This is a genomic window from Nonlabens tegetincola, assembly GCF_002117085.1.
Classification (GTDB): Bacteria; Bacteroidota; Bacteroidia; order Flavobacteriales; family Flavobacteriaceae; genus Nonlabens; species Nonlabens tegetincola.
In genome coordinates this window covers 164,004-188,911 of the sequence record NZ_CP019342.1, presented here as the reverse complement: position 1 = coordinate 188,911, position 24,908 = coordinate 164,004, and the positions used below count along the sequence as shown (strand labels likewise).

General features: G+C 35.0%; 25 protein-coding genes. 10 read left to right on the top strand and 15 right to left on the bottom strand.

Annotated features, from left to right (window positions below; genetic code table 11):
• The first annotated feature begins 267 nt into the window (after nt 1–267).
• Together BST91_RS00975 and yihA are read left to right on the top strand one after the other, a co-directional pair.
• The gene (locus BST91_RS00975; RefSeq protein WP_042279921.1) at nt 268–1,032 is read left to right on the top strand and encodes an alpha/beta fold hydrolase; all 765 of its coding nucleotides are present in this window, start codon (nt 268–270) and stop codon (nt 1,030–1,032) included.
• Nucleotides 1,033–1,079: 47 nt separating this feature from the next.
• Nucleotides 1,080–1,679: a ribosome biogenesis GTP-binding protein YihA/YsxC gene (gene yihA / locus BST91_RS00970; protein WP_042279923.1), complete on the top strand. Its 600-nt coding sequence runs from the start codon at nt 1,080–1,082 to the stop codon at nt 1,677–1,679.
• Between the two features lie 30 nt (nt 1,680–1,709).
• Here the strand turns inward: yihA and BST91_RS00965 are convergent, their stop codons facing one another.
• Genes BST91_RS00965 through gldB form a run of 3 tightly spaced genes read right to left on the bottom strand, consistent with a single transcriptional unit; the run spans nt 1,710 to nt 3,276 of the window.
• Nucleotides 1,710–1,928 carry a DUF3820 family protein gene (locus BST91_RS00965; protein WP_042279925.1) on the bottom strand — a complete coding sequence of 73 codons (219 nt, stop codon included), beginning with the start codon at nt 1,926–1,928 and terminating at the stop codon, nt 1,710–1,712.
• A 32-nt stretch (nt 1,929–1,960) separates the two neighbouring features.
• The gene (gldC, locus tag BST91_RS00960) at nt 1,961–2,296 is read right to left on the bottom strand and encodes a gliding motility protein GldC (RefSeq protein WP_085774153.1); all 336 of its coding nucleotides are present in this window, start codon (nt 2,294–2,296) and stop codon (nt 1,961–1,963) included.
• A gap of 2 nt (nt 2,297–2,298) precedes the next feature.
• Complete coding sequence (gene gldB / locus BST91_RS00955) at nt 2,299–3,276, bottom strand: gliding motility lipoprotein GldB (protein WP_085775653.1); 978 nt, start codon at nt 3,274–3,276, stop codon at nt 2,299–2,301.
• A gap of 54 nt (nt 3,277–3,330) precedes the next feature.
• Between gldB and nadE the strand changes: the two genes are divergently transcribed.
• Both nadE and BST91_RS00945 read left to right on the top strand, forming a co-directional pair.
• The gene (gene nadE, locus BST91_RS00950; protein ID WP_085774152.1) at nt 3,331–4,122 is read left to right on the top strand and encodes an NAD(+) synthase; all 792 of its coding nucleotides are present in this window, start codon (nt 3,331–3,333) and stop codon (nt 4,120–4,122) included.
• Nucleotides 4,123–4,223: 101 nt separating this feature from the next.
• A complete protein-coding gene (locus BST91_RS00945; protein WP_042279930.1) occupies nt 4,224–4,847 on the top strand; it encodes a response regulator in 624 nt (207 codons plus the stop codon).
• Here the strand turns inward: BST91_RS00945 and dnaG are convergent.
• The 6 genes from dnaG to BST91_RS00915 all read right to left on the bottom strand — a co-directional run bounded on the left by dnaG (nt 4,844) and on the right by BST91_RS00915 (nt 11,142).
• Nucleotides 4,844–6,826: a DNA primase gene (gene dnaG / locus BST91_RS00940; protein WP_042279932.1), complete on the bottom strand. Its 1,983-nt coding sequence runs from the start codon at nt 6,824–6,826 to the stop codon at nt 4,844–4,846. The two genes, BST91_RS00945 and dnaG, sit on opposite strands and share 4 nt — an antisense overlap.
• Before the next feature lie 196 nt (nt 6,827–7,022).
• Complete coding sequence (locus BST91_RS00935; protein ID WP_085774151.1) at nt 7,023–7,790, bottom strand: hypothetical protein; 768 nt, start codon at nt 7,788–7,790, stop codon at nt 7,023–7,025.
• Between the two features lie 125 nt (nt 7,791–7,915).
• On the bottom strand, nt 7,916–9,001 hold the full coding sequence (locus BST91_RS00930; protein WP_052510414.1) for a hypothetical protein: 1,086 nt from the start codon (nt 8,999–9,001) through the stop codon (nt 7,916–7,918).
• A 38-nt stretch (nt 9,002–9,039) separates the two neighbouring features.
• Nucleotides 9,040–9,816, bottom strand: coding sequence for a hypothetical protein (locus tag BST91_RS00925; RefSeq protein WP_085774150.1), 777 nt, complete (start codon nt 9,814–9,816; stop codon nt 9,040–9,042).
• On the bottom strand, nt 9,806–10,366 hold the full coding sequence (locus BST91_RS00920; protein WP_317043048.1) for an RNA polymerase sigma factor: 561 nt from the start codon (nt 10,364–10,366) through the stop codon (nt 9,806–9,808). Before BST91_RS00920 ends, BST91_RS00925 begins: the two co-directional genes overlap by 11 nt.
• Nucleotides 10,367–10,545: 179 nt before the next feature.
• The gene (locus tag BST91_RS00915) at nt 10,546–11,142 is read right to left on the bottom strand and encodes a fasciclin domain-containing protein (protein WP_060523150.1); all 597 of its coding nucleotides are present in this window, start codon (nt 11,140–11,142) and stop codon (nt 10,546–10,548) included.
• A gap of 103 nt (nt 11,143–11,245) precedes the next feature.
• Here BST91_RS00915 and BST91_RS00910 point away from each other — a divergent pair, with 103 nt between their 5' ends.
• Nucleotides 11,246–11,815, top strand: coding sequence for an RNA polymerase sigma factor (locus BST91_RS00910; RefSeq protein WP_240919358.1), 570 nt, complete (start codon nt 11,246–11,248; stop codon nt 11,813–11,815).
• On the top strand, nt 11,816–12,586 hold the full coding sequence (locus tag BST91_RS00905; RefSeq protein WP_085774148.1) for an anti-sigma factor: 771 nt from the start codon (nt 11,816–11,818) through the stop codon (nt 12,584–12,586).
• A 2-nt stretch (nt 12,587–12,588) separates the two neighbouring features.
• On the opposite strand, the gene era is transcribed toward BST91_RS00905, so the two are convergent.
• Both era and BST91_RS00895 read right to left on the bottom strand, forming a co-directional pair.
• Nucleotides 12,589–13,476 (bottom strand): GTPase Era, encoded by an 888-nt coding sequence (era, locus tag BST91_RS00900; RefSeq protein ID WP_042279946.1) that lies wholly within the window; start codon nt 13,474–13,476, stop codon nt 12,589–12,591.
• 15 nt (nt 13,477–13,491) lie between these two features.
• Entirely contained in the window at nt 13,492–14,118 is a 627-nt protein-coding gene (locus tag BST91_RS00895; RefSeq protein ID WP_085774147.1) for a hypothetical protein, read from the bottom strand.
• 178 nt (nt 14,119–14,296) lie between these two features.
• Between BST91_RS00895 and BST91_RS00890 the strand changes: the two genes are divergently transcribed.
• Entirely contained in the window at nt 14,297–15,229 is a 933-nt protein-coding gene (locus tag BST91_RS00890) for a mechanosensitive ion channel family protein (protein WP_042279950.1), read from the top strand.
• A 34-nt stretch (nt 15,230–15,263) separates the two neighbouring features.
• Here BST91_RS00890 and BST91_RS00885 read toward each other — a convergent pair whose 3' ends face one another.
• From BST91_RS00885 to BST91_RS00870, 4 genes are all read right to left on the bottom strand, one after another.
• Nucleotides 15,264–16,091: a helix-turn-helix domain-containing protein gene (locus BST91_RS00885; RefSeq protein ID WP_085774146.1), complete on the bottom strand. Its 828-nt coding sequence runs from the start codon at nt 16,089–16,091 to the stop codon at nt 15,264–15,266.
• A gap of 124 nt (nt 16,092–16,215) precedes the next feature.
• A complete protein-coding gene (locus BST91_RS00880) occupies nt 16,216–16,683 on the bottom strand; it encodes a nuclear transport factor 2 family protein (RefSeq protein WP_244895654.1) in 468 nt (155 codons plus the stop codon).
• Between the two features lie 11 nt (nt 16,684–16,694).
• The gene (locus tag BST91_RS00875; protein WP_085774145.1) at nt 16,695–17,705 is read right to left on the bottom strand and encodes a metal-dependent hydrolase; all 1,011 of its coding nucleotides are present in this window, start codon (nt 17,703–17,705) and stop codon (nt 16,695–16,697) included.
• Nucleotides 17,706–20,948, bottom strand: a complete 3,243-nt coding sequence (locus tag BST91_RS00870; RefSeq protein ID WP_085774144.1) for a S41 family peptidase — start codon at nt 20,946–20,948, stop codon at nt 17,706–17,708.
• A gap of 250 nt (nt 20,949–21,198) precedes the next feature.
• On the opposite strand from BST91_RS00870, the gene BST91_RS00865 reads away from it, so the two are divergent.
• From BST91_RS00865 to BST91_RS00855, 3 genes are read left to right on the top strand one after another with little or no spacing between them, the layout of a single operon-like run.
• Nucleotides 21,199–21,873, top strand: coding sequence for a TetR/AcrR family transcriptional regulator (locus BST91_RS00865; protein WP_060523158.1), 675 nt, complete (start codon nt 21,199–21,201; stop codon nt 21,871–21,873).
• 6 nt (nt 21,874–21,879) lie between these two features.
• A complete protein-coding gene (locus tag BST91_RS00860) occupies nt 21,880–23,559 on the top strand; it encodes a peptidase domain-containing ABC transporter (RefSeq protein ID WP_042279957.1) in 1,680 nt (559 codons plus the stop codon).
• Nucleotides 23,552–24,907, top strand: coding sequence for an HlyD family secretion protein (locus BST91_RS00855; protein WP_042280063.1), 1,356 nt, complete (start codon nt 23,552–23,554; stop codon nt 24,905–24,907). Before BST91_RS00860 ends, BST91_RS00855 begins: the two co-directional genes overlap by 8 nt.
• Nucleotide 24,908 lies beyond the last annotated feature (1 nt).

Here is a 24,908-nt window from a genome sequence, read left to right as displayed (position 1 = left end):
AAATATATAAATCTTTTTACCACTTTTTACCACTTTTTACCACATTGTTGATAACTAAGCTCTTTTTTGAATAACTTGAGGACTTATGAACAATTTCAAATTCTACTTAGTGCTAATGATAGAGTGTTGTGAGGTGCGCTTTCGCGAAAGCGAATTCCTCATAAAAAAAGTGGGATATCCCATTCATTTTTCACTTCAAATCGCTGTGCTGTTTAATTGTCTTTTTACTATAAGATTATAAGTTATATTTGCGACAGACAGTTTTTTATGACGAGGAAGACAATCAAGGACGGAAAATTCGAATATTACAGCGCAGGAGAAGGAACACCTATCATCATCCTTCATGGTCTGATGGGTGGTTTAAGTAATTTTGAAGGTGTTATCGATCATTTTCCAAAGGAAGGCTATCAAGTTGTAGTTCCTTCTTTACCACTATATACAATGCCGCTAATTAAAACTAGCGTAGGAACTTTTGCCAAGTTCATCAAGAAATTCATAGACCACATGGGATGGAAGGAAGTTATTCTTCTAGGAAATTCTCTAGGTGGTCACATAGGTCTTGTTACCACAAAATTATATCCAGAAGTAGTTAAAGCACTTATAATAACTGGTAGTTCTGGATTATATGAAAGCGCCATGGGAGAAAGCTACCCTAAACGTGGTGATTACGAATACATTAAGAAGAAAAGTGAGGATGTATTCTATGATCCTGCAGTAGCTACAAAGGAAATTGTGGACGAGGTTTTTGCTACGGTAAATGATCGTAATAAGTTGATTAAAACATTGGCCATTGCCAAAAGTGCAATCAGACATAACATGGCCAAAGATTTACCTAAAATGAACACTCCTACTTGTATCATTTGGGGTAGACAAGATAATGTTACACCACCTGAAGTGGCAGATGAATTTCATGAAAAATTGCCAGATAGTGACTTATTTTGGATTGATAAATGTGGCCACGCTGCTATGATGGAACACCCAGAGGAGTTTAATACCATACTAGATAAATGGTTAAAAGATAGAGGTTACTAACCTTTATTTGAACTTAGCATCCTAGTACTAATACCTAGCTTTACATTATGAAAATTAACAGTGCCAAATTTGTTGTTTCCAATCAAGATGTGAAGAAATGCCCGTCCAATCATTTTCCAGAATACGCTTTTATTGGAAGGTCTAATGTAGGTAAATCATCATTAATTAACATGTTGACTAACCATAAGAACCTTGCCAAAACATCTGGTAAACCAGGGAAAACACAGCTTATAAATCACTTTTTAATTAATAATGAATGGTACCTTGTAGATTTACCAGGTTACGGATACGCTCGTGTTTCTAAAACTCAAAAAGCTAAATTTCAAAAATTCATTACCCGATATTTTGAGCAGCGCAAGCAACTTATTTGCGGCTTTGTTCTGGTAGATATTCGACATGATCCACAACCTATAGATACTGAATTCATGGAATGGCTAGGTAGCAATGGTGTACCATTTGCCATTGTATTTACCAAAGCAGATAAACTCAAACCCAAGGCAATTGAAAAACAGGTCAATGATTATAAAGAAGCCTTATTGCAAACTACTTGGGAAGAAATGCCTCCTTATTTTATAACTAGTGCCTCAAAAGGTATTGGTAAGGAAGAACTTTTGGGATACATCGACGAAATAAACAAGTCTCTATAAAATACTTACTCCTAATTGTGTGGCCTGTTCTTAATTGCTACGTAACTGCTTTAGGATGATTTCTAGACCGTTTATTTTAAGCTCATAAACTGATTGCATGTAAACACCTAGCTTACCTTGTGGCCAACCATTTCGTTTGAACCAAAGAAAGTAAGCCTCTGGCAAATCACTCAAAAAGCTGCCTTTGAATTTACCAAACGGCATTTTATAATGAGCTAGCTCTAGAAGCTGTTTTTTGTCGGGATTCAAGAATAATTCCTTATTGAAAAATTAAAGGCTCTTTATTTTTTAAGATTTAATTTTTCGGCAAAATAATCGCAGAAGTCTAGCATGGTATCGCGCATTTTTTCATCATTTGTAGCACGATGATAAGTATCGGCCATACTTACTAGTGTTTGATGAAAAAACACACGCATTTCATCTACAGGCATGTCTTTAGTCCACAAATCGATTCTAAAACTCTCCTGCTGTACACTATCCCACATGCTTACCATCATGGCTTTAGCATCGGCAGCATCAACACCACCATCTGGTGCGCTCCATCTTATTTTTTCTGGAACTCTATTTTCATCCAGTTCAATTCCTATTCTTATTTGTGATCTGTGATTCTTTGACATAATTATTGTTGTACAGGTTTATACTGTGAATTATTAAATATGGTTTCGGCTGGCAATGATACAAGTGTACTAGGATCAATCTCATTATTCTCCATGTAACTTGCCACTATTTTATATCCTATATATCTAGCGATTCCACCAGGTGTACTCGAGTCTATATCTAAATAAAATTTTGAAAATGGTGCTGGTTGTATGAATCTAGATTGAAGTTCAGGATTAGTACTATATAACAAATTTTGATCTATAAAGTAACGCCATACTTCTAATTCATTTTGCTTAGTAAATTCATATTCCTCCTTGGTGTATTTAAGAATCAGGTGATCCGGTTGGTCTGGCGCAAATAAACTTTGAAGGTAATGCAACTTACCATGATAGATTATGGATTCTAAAAAACGGCGATCGTTACCAGGTTCAACAAACAACTTTGCTATTGCGTGGGCTACATCGGCCTTTATATTTTCTTTATTAAAATGTTGGCTTTGGTAGCTGTTCATCCCTGCATACAATTCGTTATCCTTGCCTAGATAAGTGTCGATTGAAATAAGTAAATCTTCCTGAAATGGAACTACTTGCATGCGGTAGTCTACTTCAGAAATTATAGTGGTAATAGGCGTAGCTTGATATTCTGGAAAATAATATTTCACATGTTTCATTACATCAACAACCTCATCCTTCAGTTCCTTATAATTGAAACTTGCTTTTTCCACTTCTTCCTCAAGTATTGAGTAAATAGTATCGCGACCTTGCATTTTTTCATACCAAATGGAGTCTGGTAAATGTGATGGAAATAGATAAGGATATTTTGCTTTTAATTGAGATAGATCCGTAGTATCAGTATTCTTAAACTCGTTATGAAAAGGCCTCAACTCTACATTTATCGGGATTTGTGAAATTTCCTTCTCAATTTTCGACTCAGAATTACATGAGGATAACGCTTTCGCGAAAGCGAGAACTACCAATATTTTAAATAGATATTTCATACCCTTATAACTGAGAAACAATTTGATTATTTTTAGACTCGCAAAAATACGATTATGAATGTAGAAAAAGTGACTGATCACATAGTAAAATGGTTAAAGGATTATGCTACTAATGCAGGAATTAAAGGGTATGTTGTAGGAGTGAGTGGTGGCATTGATAGCGCAGTCACATCCACCTTGTGCGCCATGACAGGTCTAGAAGTTCTTTGTGTAGAAATGCCTATTCATCAACATATGGATCACGTTACTAGAGCGCAGGAACATATTGAGCAATTAAAAAATCGGTTTTCTAATGTAAGTGATGTGCGTAGTGATCTTACACCCGTGTTTGATACATTCATTAATCAAATGCCAGATATAGAGGATAGTGCACTTGTAGATTTAACGAGAGGAAATACCAGAGCCCGATTACGCATGACCACTTTGTATTATCATGGTGGCGTTAATGGACTATTAGTCGCAGGAACGGGAAACAAGGTTGAAGATTTTGGCGTAGGATTTTACACCAAGTATGGTGATGGTGGAGTTGATGTGAGTCCAATTGCCGATTTACTTAAAAGCGAAGTTTATGCCGTAGGAAAACATGTAAATGTTCCAGAAAGTATCATGAAAGCCGCACCTAGTGATGGCCTTTATGGAGCAGAGCGTACTGATGAGGATCAAATAGGAGCTAGTTATGATGAACTGGAATGGGCAATGAAGCAAATTAAGGAAGGAAAAACTACCGCTGATTTTATAGGAAGAGAGCAAGAAGTCTTACAAATTTATCTGGATTTTAATCGTAGGAATCAACACAAGATGAATCCAATCCCAGTGTGTGTCATTCCCGACGAACTACTTGAATAACAGATTACAAGAAATTTACGTAAGGGCATACTCACAAATAAATCACAGTTTATACTGAGTAAACATTTTATCTTTGTAAAACCTCTGAAAACTTACAAAGAATGAACGTATTTTTAGCCGATCACCATCCTGTATTTAGACGTGGACTAAAGTCTTTAATGAAAGACGTTAAAGAATACACCGTTAAAGGAAAGGCAGAAAGCGGAAAGGATTTAATAGAAAACGTAAAAGCTGCCAAAGCTGATATTGTACTGTTAGAAATTGATTTGCCAGAAAGTAAAGGTATAGGAGAGGTTCGAGATTTAAGAGCGCAATTTCCAAACATTAAAGTACTTGTGGTAAGTTGCCATCCCGAGGAAATGTATGCTGCAAGTGCTATTAAAGCAGGAGCCAATGGTTATATCTCTAAAGTAAAATCAAGTAAGGAAATAAAAAAAGCCATCGCCAAGGTTGCTAGAGGCGAGCAATATTTATCTGAAGAGATTCTTGCTTCATTAAACAGTGGAAGAAAAAATGGAGTAATGAAATTCAAAAAACTTTCTAAAAGGGAGATTGAAGTTTTAAATTTACTTTCTAAAGGACTTAGAAATAAGGATGTTGCCAAGGAGCTTAACATAAATGAAAAAACAGTGAGCACCTACAAAAATCGTTTGCTTAAAAAGCTTAAAGCAACTAGCATTGCCGATCTTATTCACCAAGCTAGAATCATGCAACTAGCTAATTAAATCACACGATTTAAACGATTTCCTATATACTTGTGAAGCTTGTTATATTCCATAACTTCTTCAAGCGCTGAAGCGTTATCGGAAGTAGGGTCTGGCGAGATGGAGTTGTACAATGCCTTGATTTTTTCTTCTATCATCAATCTTCTTAAATTAAGTATGGTATCAAGAACGTGTGGCGCGATCGTATCCTCTTTTGTTTTTACAAAAATTTGATGTTCATCCCATTTATGTAATTGGTACTTATCATCATCCATTACAAGATCTGCCACCATTTGAGCTTCTTCATCAGACAATTCGGTCATAATGGTATTAACATCAATGCGACCTTCTAAAAGTAGAATATCAATTAGTTTTGGATAAAGATGTTTAAACGCTGGATTTGAAAATTCCATTTCATCACTCTGCAGCTCCATATATACCTTTTCATACACCACATTTTCCACAGAGATTTTTTCAGTTTCTAGTTCACCGTCTTCACTTTCTTGAAAATATTCATCGTTAAAAACCACCGTACGATCACCATATAGAAGTAAAGCTTTTATAAGAGCTTGTTCCAGTATCTCTCTTCTATTGACTGAAAGACTAGGACTTTGTTTATCAGAGACTTTTTGAAGTGTTTGTTGCTGTTGTTCTCTTATTTGTTTTTTACGTTCTTCTTTAACACTTGCATTTCGATTTTGTGCTAAAGAAGAGAATAACACATCTTCACCAATTTCCAAAATTGCAGCACTTTCTCTAACATAAATTTCTCTAGATATCGCATCGGGAATTTTGCTTATGCTGGAAACAATATCACGAATCATTTCTGCCTTCTTTATAGGATCACCTGCAGCTTCGTTTTTTAACAAGTTAGATTTAAACCTTATAAAGTCAACGGCATTTGAATCTAAAAACTCTTGAATTTCCTGAGTAGTATGTTTTTTTGCGAAGCTGTCTGGATCTTCTCCTTCTGGAAAAGTGCAAACTCGCACATTCATACCAGCTTCAAGAATGAGATCTGTTCCTCTTATCGCCGCTCTTAATCCAGCTGCATCGCCATCATATAAGACGGTAATATTTTTGGTTAATCGCTGTATTAATCTAATTTGCTCCTTAGTAAGTGCAGTTCCTGAACTAGAAACTACATTCTTAATACCAGCTTGATACAATTGAATTACATCGGTATACCCTTCAACCAGGTAACAAACATCTTCTTTGGCAATGGTTTGTTTAGCCTCATAGATTCCATAAAGCACTTTGGATTTATCGTAGATAGGGCTTTGAGGAGAATTTAAGTACTTGGCAGCTTTTTTATCATTCACTAGAATCCTACCACCAAATCCCAACACGCGACCAGACATGCTGCGTATAGGAAACATGACTCTTCCTTTAAAGCGATCAAATTTCTTTTGCTCACCGCCGTTAATCGACTCCTTAACTATGGTCAAACCGGTTTTTTCTAAAAACTCAAGTTTATAACCTGCTTTAATAGCTGCATCGGTAAAGGCACTCCAAACATCTGGATTGTAGCCTAATTTAAAATAATTTATAGTATCATCGGTAAAACCTCGTTCTTTGAAATAACTGTATGCTATCGCACGCCCATCTTCCGTTTTAAGTTGCTTTTCAAACCATTCACTCGCAAATTTTGAAACAAGAAACATGGATTCTTTTTCATCCTGAACTTGTTTTTCTTCATCAGTTTGTTGAGTTTCTTCTATTTCAATTCCATATTTTTTGGCCAGCCATTTAATAGCTTCAGGAAAAGTAAAGTGTTCGTGCTCCATGAGAAAGGTAACCACGTTACCACCTTTACCGCTACTAAAATCTTTCCAGATTTGTTTAACTGGCGACACCATAAAGCTAGGTGTACGTTCCTCTGAAAATGGACTTAATCCTTTATAGTTGGAGCCTGATTTTTTAAGTTGTACAAAGTCTCCAATCACCTCTTCTACTCTAGCGGTGTCAAATACGGCATCTACTGTGGTTCTTGCAATCAACTTCGAATAAATTTAAAGCATAAAAATAACGAATTGCAAAGTTACGTTTCTATACATCTATCCTATGGGATATGACTAAAAAGTTTGGATTTGTTCAAGTGATCAATGCGTAACCTTCTGTTCAAGTTGCTTTCAATTTTGTCCTTAAAAACAAAAACCCGACTATTTCTAGACGAGTTTTCTATTAATTCTTCATTTACCTAAATCTAAACCCGAAACTAAAATACTGTTGTTGAATCGGTGAGTCTTTTAAAATGTCATTTAGACCATATCTAGCAAAAATTTGAAAATCGTACCATCCTGCATACATACTAACTCCATAGTTAAAGTTATTTATTTCAAAGTCATTGGTGACCGTTGTAGTCACATCTCTACCTTCTCTTTCAAACTTGAGCTCTTGAGTAGAGGTAGTTGTATAACCTAAATAACCACCTAGCCCTACGACAAAGGCATCATCATCGTGGTATCTTTTAATTCCATTTTTATAGGTTTTTAAATCCCGACGTCCTATTTCAATATGTAAAGGAGCTACTAAACTGAATTGATAAAATCTAGAACGATCTGTATCGATTCCTACAGGAACTAAATCTGTAATATTGTTGTTTGTTGCAAACTGACGATTATCAGTGATTCTTAAAGATTGAAATCTTAAATCCAAACCATAATTAAACCTAAATAAATCATCATTTGGTTGCAACCTGGTACTAAATTCAAGTCCTATGTCAAAAACACCACTACCCCAAAATCGATAGTCATCACCTATTCCATTACCATCACCTAGTGCTTGATTCCAACCTATAGCCCAAACTAAATTAGTATTAGTGCGCACATTTTCTTTCTCTCTTCTATCTGAATCAAACAAATCTAAAAAATCTAAAGGCGCTTTTTTTACATCTTGATCATCTTGAGCTCGAACTGCCGTAAACAGAAGTAGTAATAGAGAACTTAATAATAGTTTTTTCATAATATATGGTTTTTATAAAGTTACATTCCTAAATACTTTATAATCTTTATTTTAACTCTAATTTAATTGATAAGCATCCTTATAATCGGTTTTATAAGGATGCTTATACTTTAAGTTATTTATGGCTAAATAAATCTAATTCCAAAGGATACATATTGCCCGTCCACTGATCCGCTTTTAAAAACATCATTTAAATTCATTCTTCCAAAGAAAGAAATATTACCTTTTCCTATATAAGCATCTAGTCCATAGAAGAACACATTATTTTCAAAAGCATTAATGGTTGTTTGTTTTATATCTCTACCATTTTCTTCATACTTCAATTTTAAACGAGAACTTAAATTTAAACCTGCAAAACCTCCAATTCCCACTTTCCAGCTATTATCACTGGTAAACCTCACACGACCATCCTCGTATTCTCTTTTTTCTGTTCCTCCAAATTCAAAATGAACAGGAACCATTAATTGGTCTTGTCTGAACTTAGCTTTCTCAACACTAAATCCTATAGGAGCCACCATTGTATCGTCTGTATTGGGGGTAAAAATTCTATTACCATTCAATTCTAGTCCATGGGATTGATATTCTATACCATATCTAATTCTTATATGATTTTTTTCATCTAATTGAGTTAACCAACTAGGCCCAAATGCTATGTAGTTATTATTTGGATAACTAAAATCATTGATTCCTAGATTATCACCATTCAAAAAGTTATATCCTAGTGACAAGCTAAAACCTCTTTGAGTTTTGATAAATTTTTTCTTTTCTCTTTGTAGATTTTCTCCATTTAGAGAAATCTCGACTCCTTTTGTCGATATAGATAACGATCCACCTTTTTCTGCTTCGGTCACTACAAAATCTTTTTCTGCTTCAATACGCTTTTTATGAGAAGTGATAAGTGCTGCTACTTGAGCTGCTCGCTCCCTTTTCAACTCCTGAGCTTTATCAGCACTTATTTTACCTTTTTCCAGATCTTTATTTACTTTTTCTACATACTCCTTAAGTTCTGTTCTTAATTCTGATTCATATAATTGATGTAAACTATTTAAATCATCTATTTTTTTCTGGTAGTATTTAGGATATTGTTTGTCATTTGACAAACTATCTTGATACTTCCAATTATCGACGGTATTAGTTTTTTCCTGAGCAAATCCTGCTGCTGTGCATAGTAAGTAAGTGATAAAACTTATCCATAGTAATCCTGTTCTCATAGCATGAAAATTTTAAATTAATTATATGTTGATGAAAATTATTTCTTTGAAACTAAGGCAACTGCCTCTTTCTTAACCTGATTAAAACCTTTATCAATCCAGTTTTGAATTTTATTTTCCTGTTCAATTTGAATGTCCCATTCTGCTTCTCTCAGTAAGCTCTCTGGATTAACAGTATAAACAGCTTCTTCTTTATTTATAGCAGATTCATTAAGCAATTCACTTAGTAGTTCATCTACTTCCTGATCGACCGATTTAATTGATAATTCTTTTTTATTATTTGAATTTTCGACCTGTGCAATCAACACTTGTTGTTCATTAATTTTTGGTTCTTTCACAACAGTATTCACATCGACCTCTTTCTTATGCTGGTTATCAATTGTAGCACTTACTACAACCTCATCTCGCTGTGAAAATTTAGGATCTAGCATTTTAACTTTTGATACCGTTGCCTTAATTCCAACTGGTTCATCTTTATGATTAGCTTTAACCAATTCCTCAGTCATAGTAGATAAACTCATTTCACTCTCAATCTCTTCTTCAATAAAGAGATCCTTATTTATCAATGGCTGCTCATTAGACTGATCCTCTGTTACAGACCACTCTGTATTTTCAACTTGATCACTTTGAACAGGTGAAAACTTTACAATGCTAACAGCGAGTAACAGCGCTGCTGCAACTCCTGCGATCCAGTACCAAAGCGGAATCGCCTTTTTGTCACTTGCATCCAATCGCTCCTCTAACTTAGACCAAGCTTGAGTAGATGGATTGATCTCGCGATCGTTAAACTTATTTTTATATGAATCAAGCTTCATATTGTTGTCTTTTTAAACTATTAATTTCTTGCTGAAGCTGTAATTTGGCTTTGCGTAATTGCGTCTTACTAGTATTTACACTTATATCCAGTATTTCTGCTATCTCATGATGTTTGTACCCATCGACTACATGCATTAAGAACACACTTTTATAACCTATAGGTAAAGCATCGATGACCGATTGCAATACATGCATTTCTAGATTACAATCATCCATTCCATCATCATCTGTTTCATCTTTAACTTCATCAATCGGTGCAGCAAATTTGAAAGGATTCTTCTTGCGCAAGTGATCCAGACAAGAGTTTACCATAATGCGACGCAACCATCCTTCAAAACTCCCATTGTGATTGTACTTTTTAATGTTCTTAAAAGCTTTAAAAAAACCATTTAACATGATTTCTTCTGCTGTTTCTACTGGCGAAATATATTGTCTACAAACACTTAACATTCTAGGCGCATGTTTATCAAAAATCTGCTTTTGCGCCTTGCGGTCGTTTTTAGCAGCTTTTTGAATAAGCTTTTTCTCGTTTGTATATAAGGAAATCACCTTCACAATTTACAGACTTTCTATTAACATAGACGAGACTTTTTTCAAAGGGTTGTCTGAATGCTCATTTTTTTTTGAAAAATTATTTTCTTGTAAGTACGCTTTCTCGAAAGCGTAATAAAAAAAACCTCTTTACCAGCAAGAACTGATAAAGAGGTCATTAACCAACTTGAAAAAAATTACTCTGGCAATACCACAGTATCTATTACGTGCACAACACCATTGCTTGCTTCAATATCTGTAGCTGTAATGGTTGAAGTACGACCTTGTGCATCTTCAAGAACGACCTTACCATCTACAATACTTGCATAAATAGGATCACCTTGCACAGTTTTAGTCATGAATCCACCACCATTTCTCTTGATAGATTCAATTATGTCGCTAGCAGTTACTTTTCCTGCAAGTACATGGTAGGTGAGCACGGCTTGTAGTTTTGCCTTGTTTTCAGGTTTTAGCAAATTTGCTACTGTTCCTTCTGGCAACTTATCAAATGCTGCATTTGTAGGTGCAAAAACAGTAAAAGGACCATCACCTTGTAGGGTTTTTACCAAATCGGCTGCCTTTACCGCAGCTACTAGTGTAGCAAAATTTTTGTCGGACATGGCTACTCCTACAATATCTGGAGTTTGATTATAGTGCCAGTTTTGAACATACACTACATTTGACGTAGCGTGATCATTATTGCTGGTTGAAGCTTGATGGTTATTACATTGAGCTGTTGCAAATATTGCCGTAAACATCATTGCAGCAGTAAGTAAAATACTTGAATTTTTCATTTTATTAGATTTTTAAGTTTAAAAAGTATAATTTGATGCATCTTTAGGTTTTACGTTTGGAAATTCCTTTTGGATTTCACAGGATTGATAAAAAAACGTTAAAGTGAAAAACGACCTTTTTCTAGAAAATCAAATAATAGAACTAATACGCGACAGAAATGATCGTGGGATGTCGTTATTATACGACCATTACAATGGTGCTCTATTTGGTTTATGTTTGAAATTCACGAAAGATCCTGATGACGCTAAAGAGGTTTTACAAGCTAGCCTAATTAAAGCATGGCAAAATATTGATTCCTATGATGCTGATAAAGCGAGACTTTTTACCTGGCTATATCAAATAACTAGGAATCAAGCTCTTGATTTTTTAAGAAAATCTCAAAGAAAACAGCAAAAGGAAATCCAAAACGATTATTCAAGCGTATCAATAGAAGAGGATAGTAGTTTACTATACAAAGAATTTAAAGAGCAATTAAATTTAAAAGTGACTTCTCTTGAATCTCAATATCAAGATGTCATTAATTGTGTATTCTACAAAGGCATGACTCATATGGAAGCTAGTGAATACTTGAACATACCATTGGGAACATTTAAAACTAGAATACGTAATGCTCTTAAAAAATTACGAACTACTTATAGTATAATTGCTTTATTATTGTGGTCTTATATATAAATGATCGAAAATAAAAACATACAAGAATTTTTAGAGTCTGGTGTACTGGACCGCTATGTTATGGGTAAAGCCACAGAAATTGAAATTCAACAGGCTGAACACTACATTGCAACCTTTGATGAAATAAAATTTGCGTATGACATGATGCAGATTGAATTACAGGCTCAAGCTTTTAAAACGCAAGAGAATCCACCCGAAGACTTAAAAAAAGAACTGTTTTCTACGATTAATACGAGTAATAAAGAAATAAAGAAACAAGATTCTATATCTTGGTTTCAAATAGCAGTGGCATGTATTGCTGCTGTTGGATTTGTGGGTATGATGTATTACATGAATATTGCAAATGAAAAAACACAAAGATTGGAGCAACTACAAGGTGAATTTTCTTCTCTAGAAAATCGATTGAAAAATTTAGAGTCAGATAATTTAATCTTTGATGAAGAGATTCAATTTTTAAGAAGCCCAAAAACTCAAAAGTATATTCTTAAAAAGGACACCTCTCTAGGTAATTTAAATGTTATCACCTATCATAATAACAAACGTAGTGTTGTTGACGTAACTTCTTTACCAAAATTGGATAAAGAACACGACTATCAATTATGGGCCGATGTAAATGGTGAAATGATTTCCTTGGCAGTACTCAATCAGGATTTCCTAGAAGTAGATACTAAAATTATTGATGAGGCTTCTAGCCTTAATATCACCATTGAAAAAGCCGGCGGCAGTGATCACGCTACTGTAGAAAATCTGGTAGTAGGTCTGTCGATTTAGATTTAATTTTTGTTCTGGTAACCAAATCTGCGCAGTTGCCTATCATCGCTACGCCAGTTCTTGTTGACTTTTACAAATAGTTCAATGTGAACTTGCTTGCCAAAAAACTTTTCAAGATCCTTTCTGGCTTCCATTCCCACGCGTTTTATGGCGCTACCTTTATGACCTATGATGATACCCTTTTGAGTCTCGCGTTCCACCATAATAACAGCTCTAATTCTTATAATATCTTCATCTTCCAGAAACTCTTCTGTTTCAATTTCTACAGAATAAGGAATTTCTTTTTTGTAATGTAATAAGATTTTCTCTCTAATACTTTCGTTTACAAAAAAGCGCTCTGGCTTATCAGTTAAAGCATCTTTCGGATAAAAGGCTGGAGATTCTGGTAAAGTTTCTATTACCCTATTCATTAATTGAGGAATACCAAAATTTTCTAATGCGCTTATGGCAAATACCTCAGCATTGGGTAATCTATTTTTCCAATGCGCTACAGCTTCTTCTAATTGTTCAGGAGTTCCTTTATCTATTTTATTGATAAGTACAAATACTGGAACTTCTGCAAATGTCAATCTTTTTTCAAAAGCTTCGTTTTTCAACTCTTTTTCGCCAAGCTCCACCATGTAAAGAATACAATCGGCATCTTCAAAAGCATTTTTAACAAACTCCATCATGCTTTCTTGAAGTTTGTAAGCAGGTTTAATGATACCAGGCGTGTCACTAAGAACCATTTGAAAATCCTCACCGTTTACTATTCCTAAAATTCTGTGACGAGTCGTCTGTGCTTTAGAAGTAATAATGGACAATCGCTCACCTACTAGAGCATTCATTAAGGTACTTTTTCCTACATTAGGATTACCTACAATATTTACAAAACCTGCTTTATGTGTCATAATGCAAAGGTAGGACTAGAACTTAGGTTTTTTCATAAGCGCTTCATAATATTCTCGCTCAATTTGCAATGCTGTTTCTTGAAGTTGTGAGATTTTTACTTTTGCTACAATTGATGGAAAGTCTTTAAAATGATAATCAACCCATTCCTTTTTTTCTCCTTCAACATTAATAACAGGTTCAAGATTAAAGGAAGACTGCACCTTTTTTTCAATATTGGCAAAAAAATAAACTTGATCTTCAACACTAGTGTAATAATCACTAATAATTTGTTTAAGATAAATACCCGTTGAGTTCAGGCTGTCGTTTGAAAAGAAAACGGGATTAACCAATTTATCCATCATCTCGTAATTATCTACTTCTCCAATAAAATTATCAATTTCATTCTTAACATGCTCCAACTGTTCTACTAATTGGGTGGTTTTATAATGAAACTCTTCTGCATTTATTTGGGCCACTGCGTATGTTTCTGGATGAGCTATGGCGCTGTCCTTAAACATGACTAAGTAATCTCGATCATATTTTGAGTTTTCAAATTCAGTCTCTTTATTAATGTTGTCAAAAACATCTAATACTTCCTGCTTTTCTCTTTTACAAGAAGTCATCATTATTAGACCTATCAGTGAATACAAATAATACTTCATATTAAATTAAATCTTGTTTTTCATTAAAGCAAGACTACGCACAATCAAGCTGCTTTAAATTGATTATTTAAAAATACATTAAACTTTGTACAGTCTAAATTTAGACTTTTTAACATTTAAATGATTAAGAAATGTTAAATGCAAAAGAATCACGTTAACAGCCCACTATTTTCGCACTATGATTCAAGAACAAACAACCCAAAAAGTACAAGAAACAACTAAACAAATTGAAGATGTAAACTCAACTGAGCTTATATGGGATCAATTAACATCTTGGTATGAAGCTATATTACGCAACTTACCAAACCTTGCCGTTGCAGTTGTTGTCTTACTTATAGCTTACATCATTTCAAAATTTGTAAATCGTGGTGTACAACGACTACTGAAATCAAAAGTTGAACAACAGTCTGTATTGAGATTAATAGGTAGAACTGCAGCTATAATAGTTGTTATAGGCGGTATGTTTATCGCATTAAACGTACTTGATCTTAATGAAACTGTACAAGCCATCATTGCTGGTGCTGGTGTTTCTGGTTTAGTAATTGGACTTGCTTTACAAGGAACTTTATCCAATACGATGAGCGGTATTCATTTAAGTTTCAGAAAAAATGTTCGTATAGGAGACTGGGTGCAGACCAACGGTTATGAAGGAGAAATAGTTGCTATTGATTTAAATAAATTTATACTAAGAGAAGCCGACAACAACACCGTAATTATACCTAACAAAATGATTCTTGAGAATCCTTTGAAAAATTTTGGGTTAACTGATACTATGCGAGTTATTATTCATTGTGGTGTAGGATATGAAAGTGATTTACCAACAGTAGAAAAGATTGCAAAACAAGCTATCTTGGACAACTTTGATCAGGTAAATTCGATTGACGAAGTGGAGTTTTTCTATCGCGAATTTGCAGACAGTAGCATAAACTTTATGCTTAGATTTTATTACGACATCACAAATGGAAAGAAAAAATTGGAAGTTACAAGTAAGGCGATTATGGTGATTAAAAAGGCATTTGATGATAACGACATTAACATCCCATTCCCTATTAGAACGTTGGAATTCAATAACCAATTGAATTTACAGCAACCTTCAAACAAAGAAGCCTAATCGGTAATTCTATTAAAAATAAAAAGCATCAACTCTAGGAGTTGATGCTTTTTTTACTTTGAGACAAGTTCCTAAACAAAAGGATAATTTGACCCAAATCAAATATTAACATTAATACAATAGCTATAGGAGCAAGCAGAACGGTAATCATAAATCCACCAGCTATTAAACCTACAAACCCTAGATATTTTGCTAATCCTTCTTCATTTTTACGTTGAGAAAGGTAGGCAGCTCCCAACATCAAATATGTTATACCGCTAGCAACAATAACAAAGATGCCAAACAAAATATCTCTGGGACTTATGAGATTACTATCATAATCAATAACTGTAATGAGTAGTATACTACTTATAACATTAATTATCATAGCAAGAATTGAAGAAAACTTCAATAAAGAGTTATTTTTAATTTGAGCTATATGATAGATTCCTGTATAAAAAAGTACAACTGTTATTATACTTACCACACCTAAAACCGTATAAGAGGATTCAGGCAAAATATTATCTTGGGTAAACGAATGAAAAACATCATTAATTGTCATCAAATAATAACAGATAAAAAGAATAACACCACCAATACCTGAATACAACAAAAGAGAATTATTAAATGAATATTTCATAGCAGAAGATTCAACTTCATTGGAGGTTTGACCTTCTTTAGTGCCAGAGTAAACTTCATCAAAAGATTTTCCTAATACTTCCAGAATATTTTTGATAGTATAACTACGTGGAGAAACTTCGCCTGCCTCTATGCGTTGAATGGTGCGCACATTAATATTACATCGTTCTACCAATTCCTCTTGGGTAAGACCCTTTTCTTTTCTTAATTGTGCAATGTAAATTCCTAATTCCGGTTGTTTCATGATTACTAATTTTTGGATTCGATTACAAGATTACCAAACACACCTATTCTCCACCAAAATTAAGCTCGGTAAAATACCCGACATTTACCCGACAATCCCTTACAGATACTGTAAAACTTAAAAATCACTCTCTAGGTAATCTAGTAGAATGCATGAGTTCTAATTTCCAAACACTGTCGCTTTTAACTGCCACAACACTTTCTAACCAAGTTCTTTTAAATTCTAATGTATCCTTAACAAATGTCCCGTGATTCCAATAAGCTAGATAAACTCGATTCCCTTCTTGATGCGCCTTTATTCTATCAAATTTATTTGTCCTAGTAATTCCTTGATCTCTTTTGCTTGCTCTTTTACACCAATTTGCAATGGTATCATTAGTCCATAATTCACCATGCTCTAACAAAATAAAATCGTTTGTCTGATATTTTTTTATAGCATCTACTTTCTTATGAGACCACACACTATCAAAAACTTGTTGAACTACCGCTTCAACTGCTTCGATTGCTTGTTCTGAGTTATATCCCGCATTGGACTCTGGTTTGTTACAACTTATAATCAGGATAGTTATAAAAATTACAATTAAATTTTTCATAGTAATAGTTTTTAATTACCCCATATTCGATTCCATAACTTGTCCATGACAATGGTAACATCCATGGGTTCCTTAGGATTCTCTTTTGCTACTAGGGTTTTATTTTCTTCTTTAAGTTTATAACTAAAAACAAATTGTTCTTCGTCTTTATTAGTGGGCATGGTACCAAATCTTAAGTCATTAAAATACCAACTTCCGTTCTTTTTCTCCATCAAATACCAACCTTTAGAAATATCTATAAGTCGCCTCAAATTCTCCTCAGATTGTTCGTGTTTCCAAGTAGGCTCTAGGTTTCGGTTTTTGGGATAAGATTTAAATGAAATTGGTTTAGAATCAAAGAATGAGTAATCAGCCAATAAATACGCATCGCCTGCATCTACATTGCAGTTCCATAGCAATGTTGTCAATGGCGCAGGACGTGTTGAAATTTGTGAGTAATTAAACTCATTTTCATCTAGGGCCTTTTTAAATTCTTGGGTTGCATTACACTTTAACAATACCGTCATTAATAGATAACTTGTAGAAATGAAGATACCGGTGAGGTTTGTACGCTTTCGCGAAAGCGAACCCTTTTTTAAAAACAAAACAACAAGGGTGCACGCTAAAAAAGGAAGTGTATAAAGCGGATCTATTACAAAAATTGTATTCCATGCGATAGCCTTATCAAACGGCCAAAAAAACTGTGTACCCCATGTCGTGAACATGTCCAATATGGGATGAGTTATCAATCCCCAAAAAAACAGCCACGACCATGATTTCCAACCTATACGTTTGCTGGATTCTATCCTATCCACTATAAAACCGAAAACAGGCGCAAAGAGCACACAAAACAAGATACTATGACTGAATCCTCGATGGATCTCTGTAGCTGTTATCGTATCGGTAAATGACCTTGCTAGTACATCAAGATCGGGAATGGTACCAGCGATTGCACCATATAACAATGCCTTATTCCCGACCTTGTTGCCTAGAACAGTTTCTCCTACAGCAGCACCTAGTACGATCTGCGTGAGACTATCCATCTATTCAACGTCTTTAAGTAGCTCTTCGATAGCGCGCTCTAGTTGTTGATCACGACCGTTATCGATTACTCCTGGCATATTTTTTACCATTATGGACGGCTCGGTTTGATTGTTTTCCATCCAATTGCCATTAATATCTTTGGCACTAATAGGAACTACACCCCAAACTGTTCCATCAGGAAGTCGTTCCCATCCTGCAAAACTACATGTTCCAGGAACTGGCATTCCTACTGTTTTACCAATTTTAAGATCGGTATAGCCACAAGCAAAACAGTGTCCGTCACTATACTGCGCCTCATTAATCATAGCAAGTGTAGGTTTAGTCCATCTAGAAGTAGGTTCTCCACCTACCACTTTGGCCTCTGTCTCATAAGTAATAAATGGTGTACCAGTAAAGAACATAGCGAGATCGGCTACTAGATCACCACCGCCATTAAATCGAGTATCTACAATCACACCTTTACGACTGTGGTATTTACCCATCATTTTTTCAAAAATGTTTCTATATGGCCCATCACTCATTCCAGGAATATGAACATATCCTAATTGTCCGTTACTCTTTTGATCTACTTCTTTCTCGTTTTGTTTCACCCATCTTTTATAAAGTAAGCCTCGTTCTGCTCCTGTAGAAATAGGTTTAATTGTAATAACCATGTTCTCCTTTTTATCAGGACTTGACAGTTCTAGCAACGTAAATTTATTGGCTTTCCTGTTCAGGTAATAAGCATAATCTCTATCACTTGAGATTGTTTGACCATCTATTTTTTCAATAATCATTCCTGGCTTTATATCAAATTGAGCCTTATCCAGTGGTCCTCCTTTTATAACCTCGGTAATTTTTAGACCATCGCCTTGATAAGAGTAATCAATAAATGCACCTAATGATGCTGTTGCATCTGGATTACTCATGTCATATCCTGCAGCTCTTGCACCAGCGTGGGATACATTCAACTCACCTATCATTTCTGAAAGCAGCTCTGCCAGCTCATTGGTATTTGAAACATAAGGCAAATGTTTTTCATACTCTTTTCTCATAAGCGGCCAGTCAACACCGTGAAAATTACTGTGGTAAAAAACAGCATTTGTTCTTAACCATACGTGGTCAAACATTGCTTGTCTAGCAGCTACCTCATCATACTGCATTTCTGCAGTAATCTTAACTGCTGTTTTTTTCTTTTTACTTACATCAAGTTTAGATATTCTACCGCCACTTAGTAGGTATAAATTTTCTCTTTTAGGATCCCATTCTAGACTACCACTGCGAGCACCTAAGTTGATAGCCATTTTGGTTTCTTTGGTTCGTAAGTCTGTTGACCAAAGGTTAAGTTTATCTTCAAACCTAGCTAGGTAATATAACTTATCTCCATCCTTGGATAAAACAGCGTCAGAAAGATTAGAAGAATGTATAGTCAGACGTTTTGTTCTTTCCTTCATATCATCCCAGTCAAAAGTAAGTGGCTGAACCGCTTTATCTTCATCCTTTTCTTTATCCTTGTCCTTACCTTTCTTTTTCTTGTCTGATTTATCCTCGTCACCGTCTTTCTTCTTTGTTTTCTTCAATTCTTTAAGTAAAGCGTAATCTTCTTTACTCAAATTAAATTCATCCCAAGCTTCTTGTGTAAAGAACATGCTGTAAACATCACTTTGAGATCGACCACTAGTAGCATATGATTTTAATCCATCTCTATTTGAAAACCACAACATTTGTTTACCATTATTAGTCCATTTAGGAGAAGAGTCATAGTAACCACTTTCATTAAGGTTGATTCGCTTTGAACCGTCGGCGGCCATTAAAAGTATATCGCTGTTGTTAAGACTTAGAGACCAATCTACCAATAACCACTTACTATCAGGACTCCAGGTGTAATACTTATCACCATCACGCATATGAAATAGTTCTTCTTCACTTAACAACGTTGTTTTCTTTCCTGATTTAACGTCCTTCACCACTATATTCCTACGATTTTCCACATAGGCTAGCTTTGTGCCATCTGGAGAATATTCTGCTAGATAATTGTCATTTTCATTTTCAAGAATAGCCGACTCTTTTAACAAGGTTGAGGCAAAAAAGAAGGGCTCTTCATCACGTACCTTTTCGGTTTTATAAACGCTCCACTTCCCATTTCTTTCACTACTATATATAACAGCTTTTCCGTCATGCGACCAACTCACAAAACTTTCTGTTTGTGCTGTATTAGTTATGCGCTTTGTAAAACTTTCTTCTACAGATGTTACGAATACTTCACCTTTAGAAATAAAGGCTATTTCCTTACCACTAGGTGATACTGCCATCTCTTCTACGCCACCGTTTACACTTACGAATTTATCTGTATTCTCAATATCTTGTGTCACTACCTGCACAGTTAGCATTTTAGGCTGTTGACCTTCTCTCATGGTGTAGAGCATTCCATCGTAACCAAAGCTTATTACACCATTACCTATACTTAAAAAGCGTACTGGATGCAATTTAAAATCCGTAATCTGTACCGATTCACCAGTTGCAAGATTCCATTTATGCACATTAAAACTGCCACTCTTTTCACTTAGGTAATACATGCTTTTACCGTCGCTAGAAAGCACTGGCATGCGGTCCTCTGCATTATGTGTAGTCAATTGCTTGTGTCTATTATTTGCTACATCATATACCCATATGTCACGAGTAATACTGGATGTATGATGTTTACGCCAGTAATTTTCTCCACCTTTTTTATCCTGGTAATACAATTTACTTCCATCCTTATTAGTTTCAACAAGTTCGGCAGGAATGGTAAATAATTGATCAATACGGCCACCTTTTACGGGAACGGTATAAACCTCATGTTGAGAGCCAGTTGGGAATTGTCTGTGTTCTGCAGTGTCTTGTCTCAGTCCACCAAAAATTATTTGTTGGTCGTCATGACTAAAACTATAGGGTGTCTCGCTACTGGAATGGTAGGTCAATCTAGTAGCTGTTCCACCTTTCGCGTTCATAACAAATACATCAAAATTGCCATAACGATTTGATGCAAATGCTATTTTGCTTCCATCCTTGCTCCATATAGCCTGATAATCATGCGCTTTATGAAAGGTCAATTGCTGGGCTGTTCCTCCATCACTAGATACTTTATAAAGATCACCTTTGTAAGTAAAAACTATTTGTGAACCATCTGGAGATATTTTACTGTGACGCATCCAACTTGCGTTTTCTTGGGCTTGAGTTAAAAGTGAAACTAAAACCACAAGAGGTAAAAGAATATTTTTCATTTTAATTTTTTATTGGTGCCTAAAAATAGTGTAGAATTACTAATGATAACCACCTATTCATGGATTAAATAGATGTAAAATGGAATAGGATGTTACATACAAGTATAGGTCGGATAAAAATCTCATTAAGAAATGTGTTTAGGTTATACGCTTTCGCGAAAGCGTAATCATCAACAAATCATAACTTAACATATAATTAAAAGTTAAACTATCATAATTTAATAGTCTTGCTATTAGATTTGCGAGGAGTATGAAAAATTTATCTATCAATATTCAAATACATCCAAATTTGTATTTGAAAAATCCCGAAGGTACCGATCTAGGTAGACGCATTGTTTCAAAAAGCATTGAAATGATTGAAAACCTAGGTTTTGAAAGTTTTACTTTTAGAAAGTTAGGAAAAGAAATAGGATCTAATGAAAGTAGTATTTATAGATATTTTGATAGTAAACATGCACTACTTGTATACCTGTTTAATTGGTACTGGTCGTGGATTGAATACCGCATGTACATTGCTACACTAAATTTAAATCCCGAGGAAAAATTAAGACGTGCTATTGAAATGCTCACTCAGGTAATTGAAGAGGATTCTGCCTTTTCATTTGTTAATGAAGTATTACTACATCGAATCATTATTGCTGAATCATCAAAGGCTTATTTGCATAAAGATATTGATGAGGAAAACGAGAAAGGCTTTTATAAAACCTATAAAAGAGTCGTAAAACGAGTGAGCGAAATGGTTACAGAAGTTAATCCAGAATATAAGTACCCTAACATGTTAGTCTCATCGGTTATTGAAGGTGCTCACAACCAACGCTATTTTGCAGAACATTTACCATCGGTCACTGATTCAATTGATGGTGAAGATGCCATTTTAAATTTTTATCTAGATATGGTGTTCAACTTAATTTCAAAAAAGAATTAAAGAATCATGGCAAAAAACACTGATTTAAAAACTCCTTGGAAACGTTTTATAAGCATGTTGCAGCTGGATCGTAGAGATATAAAACAAATTTTGTTTTATGCGATTTTTGCTGGACTGGTTTCTTTGAGTTTACCGCTAGGAATTCAAGCAATTATAAATTTGATACAAGGAGCGCAAATTTCTACCTCGTGGATAGTCCTAGTTGTTCTGGTTACTCTAGGTGTTGCTTTTCAAGGAGCGTTACAACTCATGCAAATAAGAATTCTTGAAAATGTACAGCAAAAAATCTTTGCCCGTGCATCCTTTGAATTTGCATATCGCTTTCCTAAGATAAAGATGAAAGAATTACGCAATTATTATCCGCCAGAATTGGCAAACAGATTTTTTGACGTATTGACCGTACAAAAGGGATTAAGTAAAATATTACTGGATTTCCCTGCAGCCATCCTGCAAATTGTTTTTGGTATCATTCTCTTATCTTTTTACCATCCGTTTTTTATAATCTACGGTTTATTGCTATTAATTTTAGTATTAATCGTTTTCAGATTTACTGCTCGTAAAGGACTAGAGACTAGTTTAAAAGAAAGCAAACTGAAGTATAAGGTAGCTCACTGGATTCAAGAAATTGCTCGTTCTATTGTTAGTTTCAAAATTTCTGGTAACACCACACTTGCAATGAATCGCAATGATGATTTAACAGCCTTGTACTTAAAAGCGCGTGAAGGTCACTTTAGAGTTCTAATAATCCAATTTTTACAAATGATCGGTTTCAAAGTACTTGTGACGGCTGGTCTATTGGTTATTGGTGGTTTACTAGTTCTTAATCAGCAAATGAATATAGGTCAATTCGTAGCAGCAGAAATTATCATATTACTGGTAATAAGTTCAGTGGAGAAGTTGATCCTAGGATTAGAAACTTTTTATGATGTACTTACCTCACTAGAAAAGATAGGACAAGTTGTAGATAAAGAAATTGAAAATCAAGAAGGTGTAGATCCTTTTGAAAAGGAAAAACCACTTCATATAGAATTAGAAAAGTTAGGTATAACAACTCCTGAAGGTCAAGTAATTCTTAAGGACATTAATTTAATTATTAATGAAAAAGAGCGCATGATCATCGATGGACCATCAGGATCGGGTAAGACAACATTGCTTAAGTTAATCTCTACCATTGAAAGTCCAACTGAAGGAAGCATATATGTAAATGGTAATTGCACAAATGGAATATTTTTAAATAAATACCGCAAGCGAGTAGGCCAAGTATTACCAGAAAACCAAACCTTTGAAGGCACCATATTAGAGAACATTACTCTAAATGATTCCTCAATAAGTATTGATAAGGTTAATGAAGTTATTGAACAATTAGGATTGTTGCCGTTTGTCAAGAAAAACTCAGCAAGTTTAGATACTTTGATTTATTCACAAGGAAAACAAATACCACATACCATTGCTCGCAAGATTGTAATTGCGCGTGCCATTGTACACGAGCCCAAACTACTATTACTCAAAGATCCACTAGATCAATTTGATCCTGTTGAAGCAAAAGAAATTATAACCTACTTGTCATCACCAGATCGTCCATGGGCGCTAGTAGTAAGTTCAAAAAATCCTTTATGGAACACAGTGTGTAGTCATACTGTACATATTGAAAATGGAACCATTAAAAACAACAAACGCGATGCTTAATATTTCTAAAGACAGCCTATCAGATAAAGTGAGTCTTGAACAGTATAAGTCACACGACATCGCTTTTCACAAAAGACATTTTAGAGCTTTTAATAAATTCTTATATGGATTTGCTATCCTTGCCGTAATTATACTTTTTCTGCCTTGGACCCAAAACGTAACCGGTAACGGTTTTGTTACCACACTTACCCCAGATCAACGACCACAAACCGTACAATCTCAAATCCCAGGTCGAATTGAAAAATGGTACGTAAGAGAAGGTGATTTTGTTAACGCTGGCGATACGATCCTGCGTATATCTGAGATAAAAACTGAATACCAAGATCCGTTATTAGTAGAACGTACGCAGCAACAAGCAGATGCCAAACAAGGTAGCGCAGGTAGTTATAGAACCAAAATTCAGGCACTAACTAATCAAATAAGCGCCTTACAACAAGAGCTTCAACTCAAACTAGAACAAGGACGCAACAAGGTTGAACAAAGCAAGTACAAAGTAAGAGCAGATAGCACTGATCTCATTGCCATACGCAACAATTTTGAAATTGCACAACGTCAATATGATCGTGTAGTAGAACTTATACAGGATGGTCTTAAATCGCGTGTAGACGTAGAAGATAAAAGAACCAAACAACAAGAAATGCAGGCTAAAGTCATCGCTCAAGAGAATAAACTACTCGCGAGTAGAAACGACCTGATTAACGCACAAGTTGAACTTAATAGACTGCGAGCAAGCTATGCAGACAAAATAGCTAAAGCACAAAGTGATCGCGCAACAGCTGAAGGTTCCTTATTTCAAGCACAGGCCGATGTGGCAAAACTTGAAAATCAAACCAGTAGTTATCGTATTAGAAATAGTTTGTACTACGTACTAGCGCCACAAAATGGTTATATCAATAAAGCAATAAAAGGTGGTATAGGAGAAACTTTTAAAGAAGGTGAAAAACTTGTAGGGATCATGCCTGCAGATTATGATCTAGCCGTAGAAACCTTTGTAGAGCCCTTGGACTTGCCTCTTATTCATCTAGGTGAAGAGGTTCGTGTACAATTCGATGGATGGCCAGCAATATTTTTTAGCGGTTGGCCCAATGCTTCTTTTGGAACGTATGGTGGTAAAGTAGTGGCTGTAGAAACTTTTATCACTCCAGAAAATGGGAAATTTAGAGTTCTAATTGCTCCAGATCCTCAAGATCACGAGTGGCCAGAAAACCTAAGAGTTGGTTCTGGTGCTTATACTATCGCATTGTTAGAAGATGTACCTATTTGGTATGAAATCTGGAGGCAGCTCAACGGCTTTCCTCCTAATTATTACCAGCCCGACGATAAATCAGACTCCAAAGACAAGAAATAAT

Coding starts and splice junctions, on each gene's coding strand:
- BST91_RS00905 (WP_085774148.1), top strand. CDS start 11,816: ATGATCGAAAATAAAAACATACAAGAATTTTTAGAGTCTGGTGTACTG.
- BST91_RS00885 (WP_085774146.1), bottom strand. CDS start 16,091: ATGAAACAACCGGAATTAGGAATTTACATTGCACAATTAAGAAAAGAA.
- BST91_RS00975 (WP_042279921.1), top strand. CDS start 268: ATGACGAGGAAGACAATCAAGGACGGAAAATTCGAATATTACAGCGCA.
- BST91_RS00880 (WP_244895654.1), bottom strand. CDS start 16,683: ATGAAAAATTTAATTGTAATTTTTATAACTATCCTGATTATAAGTTGT.
- gldB (WP_085775653.1), bottom strand. CDS start 3,276: ATGAAATATCTATTTAAAATATTGGTAGTTCTCGCTTTCGCGAAAGCG.
- yihA (WP_042279923.1), top strand. CDS start 1,080: ATGAAAATTAACAGTGCCAAATTTGTTGTTTCCAATCAAGATGTGAAG.
- BST91_RS00865 (WP_060523158.1), top strand. CDS start 21,199: ATGAAAAATTTATCTATCAATATTCAAATACATCCAAATTTGTATTTG.
- BST91_RS00870 (WP_085774144.1), bottom strand. CDS start 20,948: ATGAAAAATATTCTTTTACCTCTTGTGGTTTTAGTTTCACTTTTAACT.
- gldC (WP_085774153.1), bottom strand. CDS start 2,296: ATGTCAAAGAATCACAGATCACAAATAAGAATAGGAATTGAACTGGAT.
- era (WP_042279946.1), bottom strand. CDS start 13,476: ATGACACATAAAGCAGGTTTTGTAAATATTGTAGGTAATCCTAATGTA.
- BST91_RS00945 (WP_042279930.1), top strand. CDS start 4,224: ATGAACGTATTTTTAGCCGATCACCATCCTGTATTTAGACGTGGACTA.
- BST91_RS00890 (WP_042279950.1), top strand. CDS start 14,297: ATGATTCAAGAACAAACAACCCAAAAAGTACAAGAAACAACTAAACAA.
- BST91_RS00895 (WP_085774147.1), bottom strand. CDS start 14,118: ATGAAGTATTATTTGTATTCACTGATAGGTCTAATAATGATGACTTCT.
- BST91_RS00935 (WP_085774151.1), bottom strand. CDS start 7,790: ATGAAAAAACTATTATTAAGTTCTCTATTACTACTTCTGTTTACGGCA.
- BST91_RS00875 (WP_085774145.1), bottom strand. CDS start 17,705: ATGGATAGTCTCACGCAGATCGTACTAGGTGCTGCTGTAGGAGAAACT.
- BST91_RS00925 (WP_085774150.1), bottom strand. CDS start 9,816: ATGAAGCTTGATTCATATAAAAATAAGTTTAACGATCGCGAGATCAAT.
- nadE (WP_085774152.1), top strand. CDS start 3,331: ATGAATGTAGAAAAAGTGACTGATCACATAGTAAAATGGTTAAAGGAT.
- BST91_RS00855 (WP_042280063.1), top strand. CDS start 23,552: ATGCTTAATATTTCTAAAGACAGCCTATCAGATAAAGTGAGTCTTGAA.
- BST91_RS00860 (WP_042279957.1), top strand. CDS start 21,880: ATGGCAAAAAACACTGATTTAAAAACTCCTTGGAAACGTTTTATAAGC.
- BST91_RS00930 (WP_052510414.1), bottom strand. CDS start 9,001: ATGAGAACAGGATTACTATGGATAAGTTTTATCACTTACTTACTATGC.
- BST91_RS00915 (WP_060523150.1), bottom strand. CDS start 11,142: ATGAAAAATTCAAGTATTTTACTTACTGCTGCAATGATGTTTACGGCA.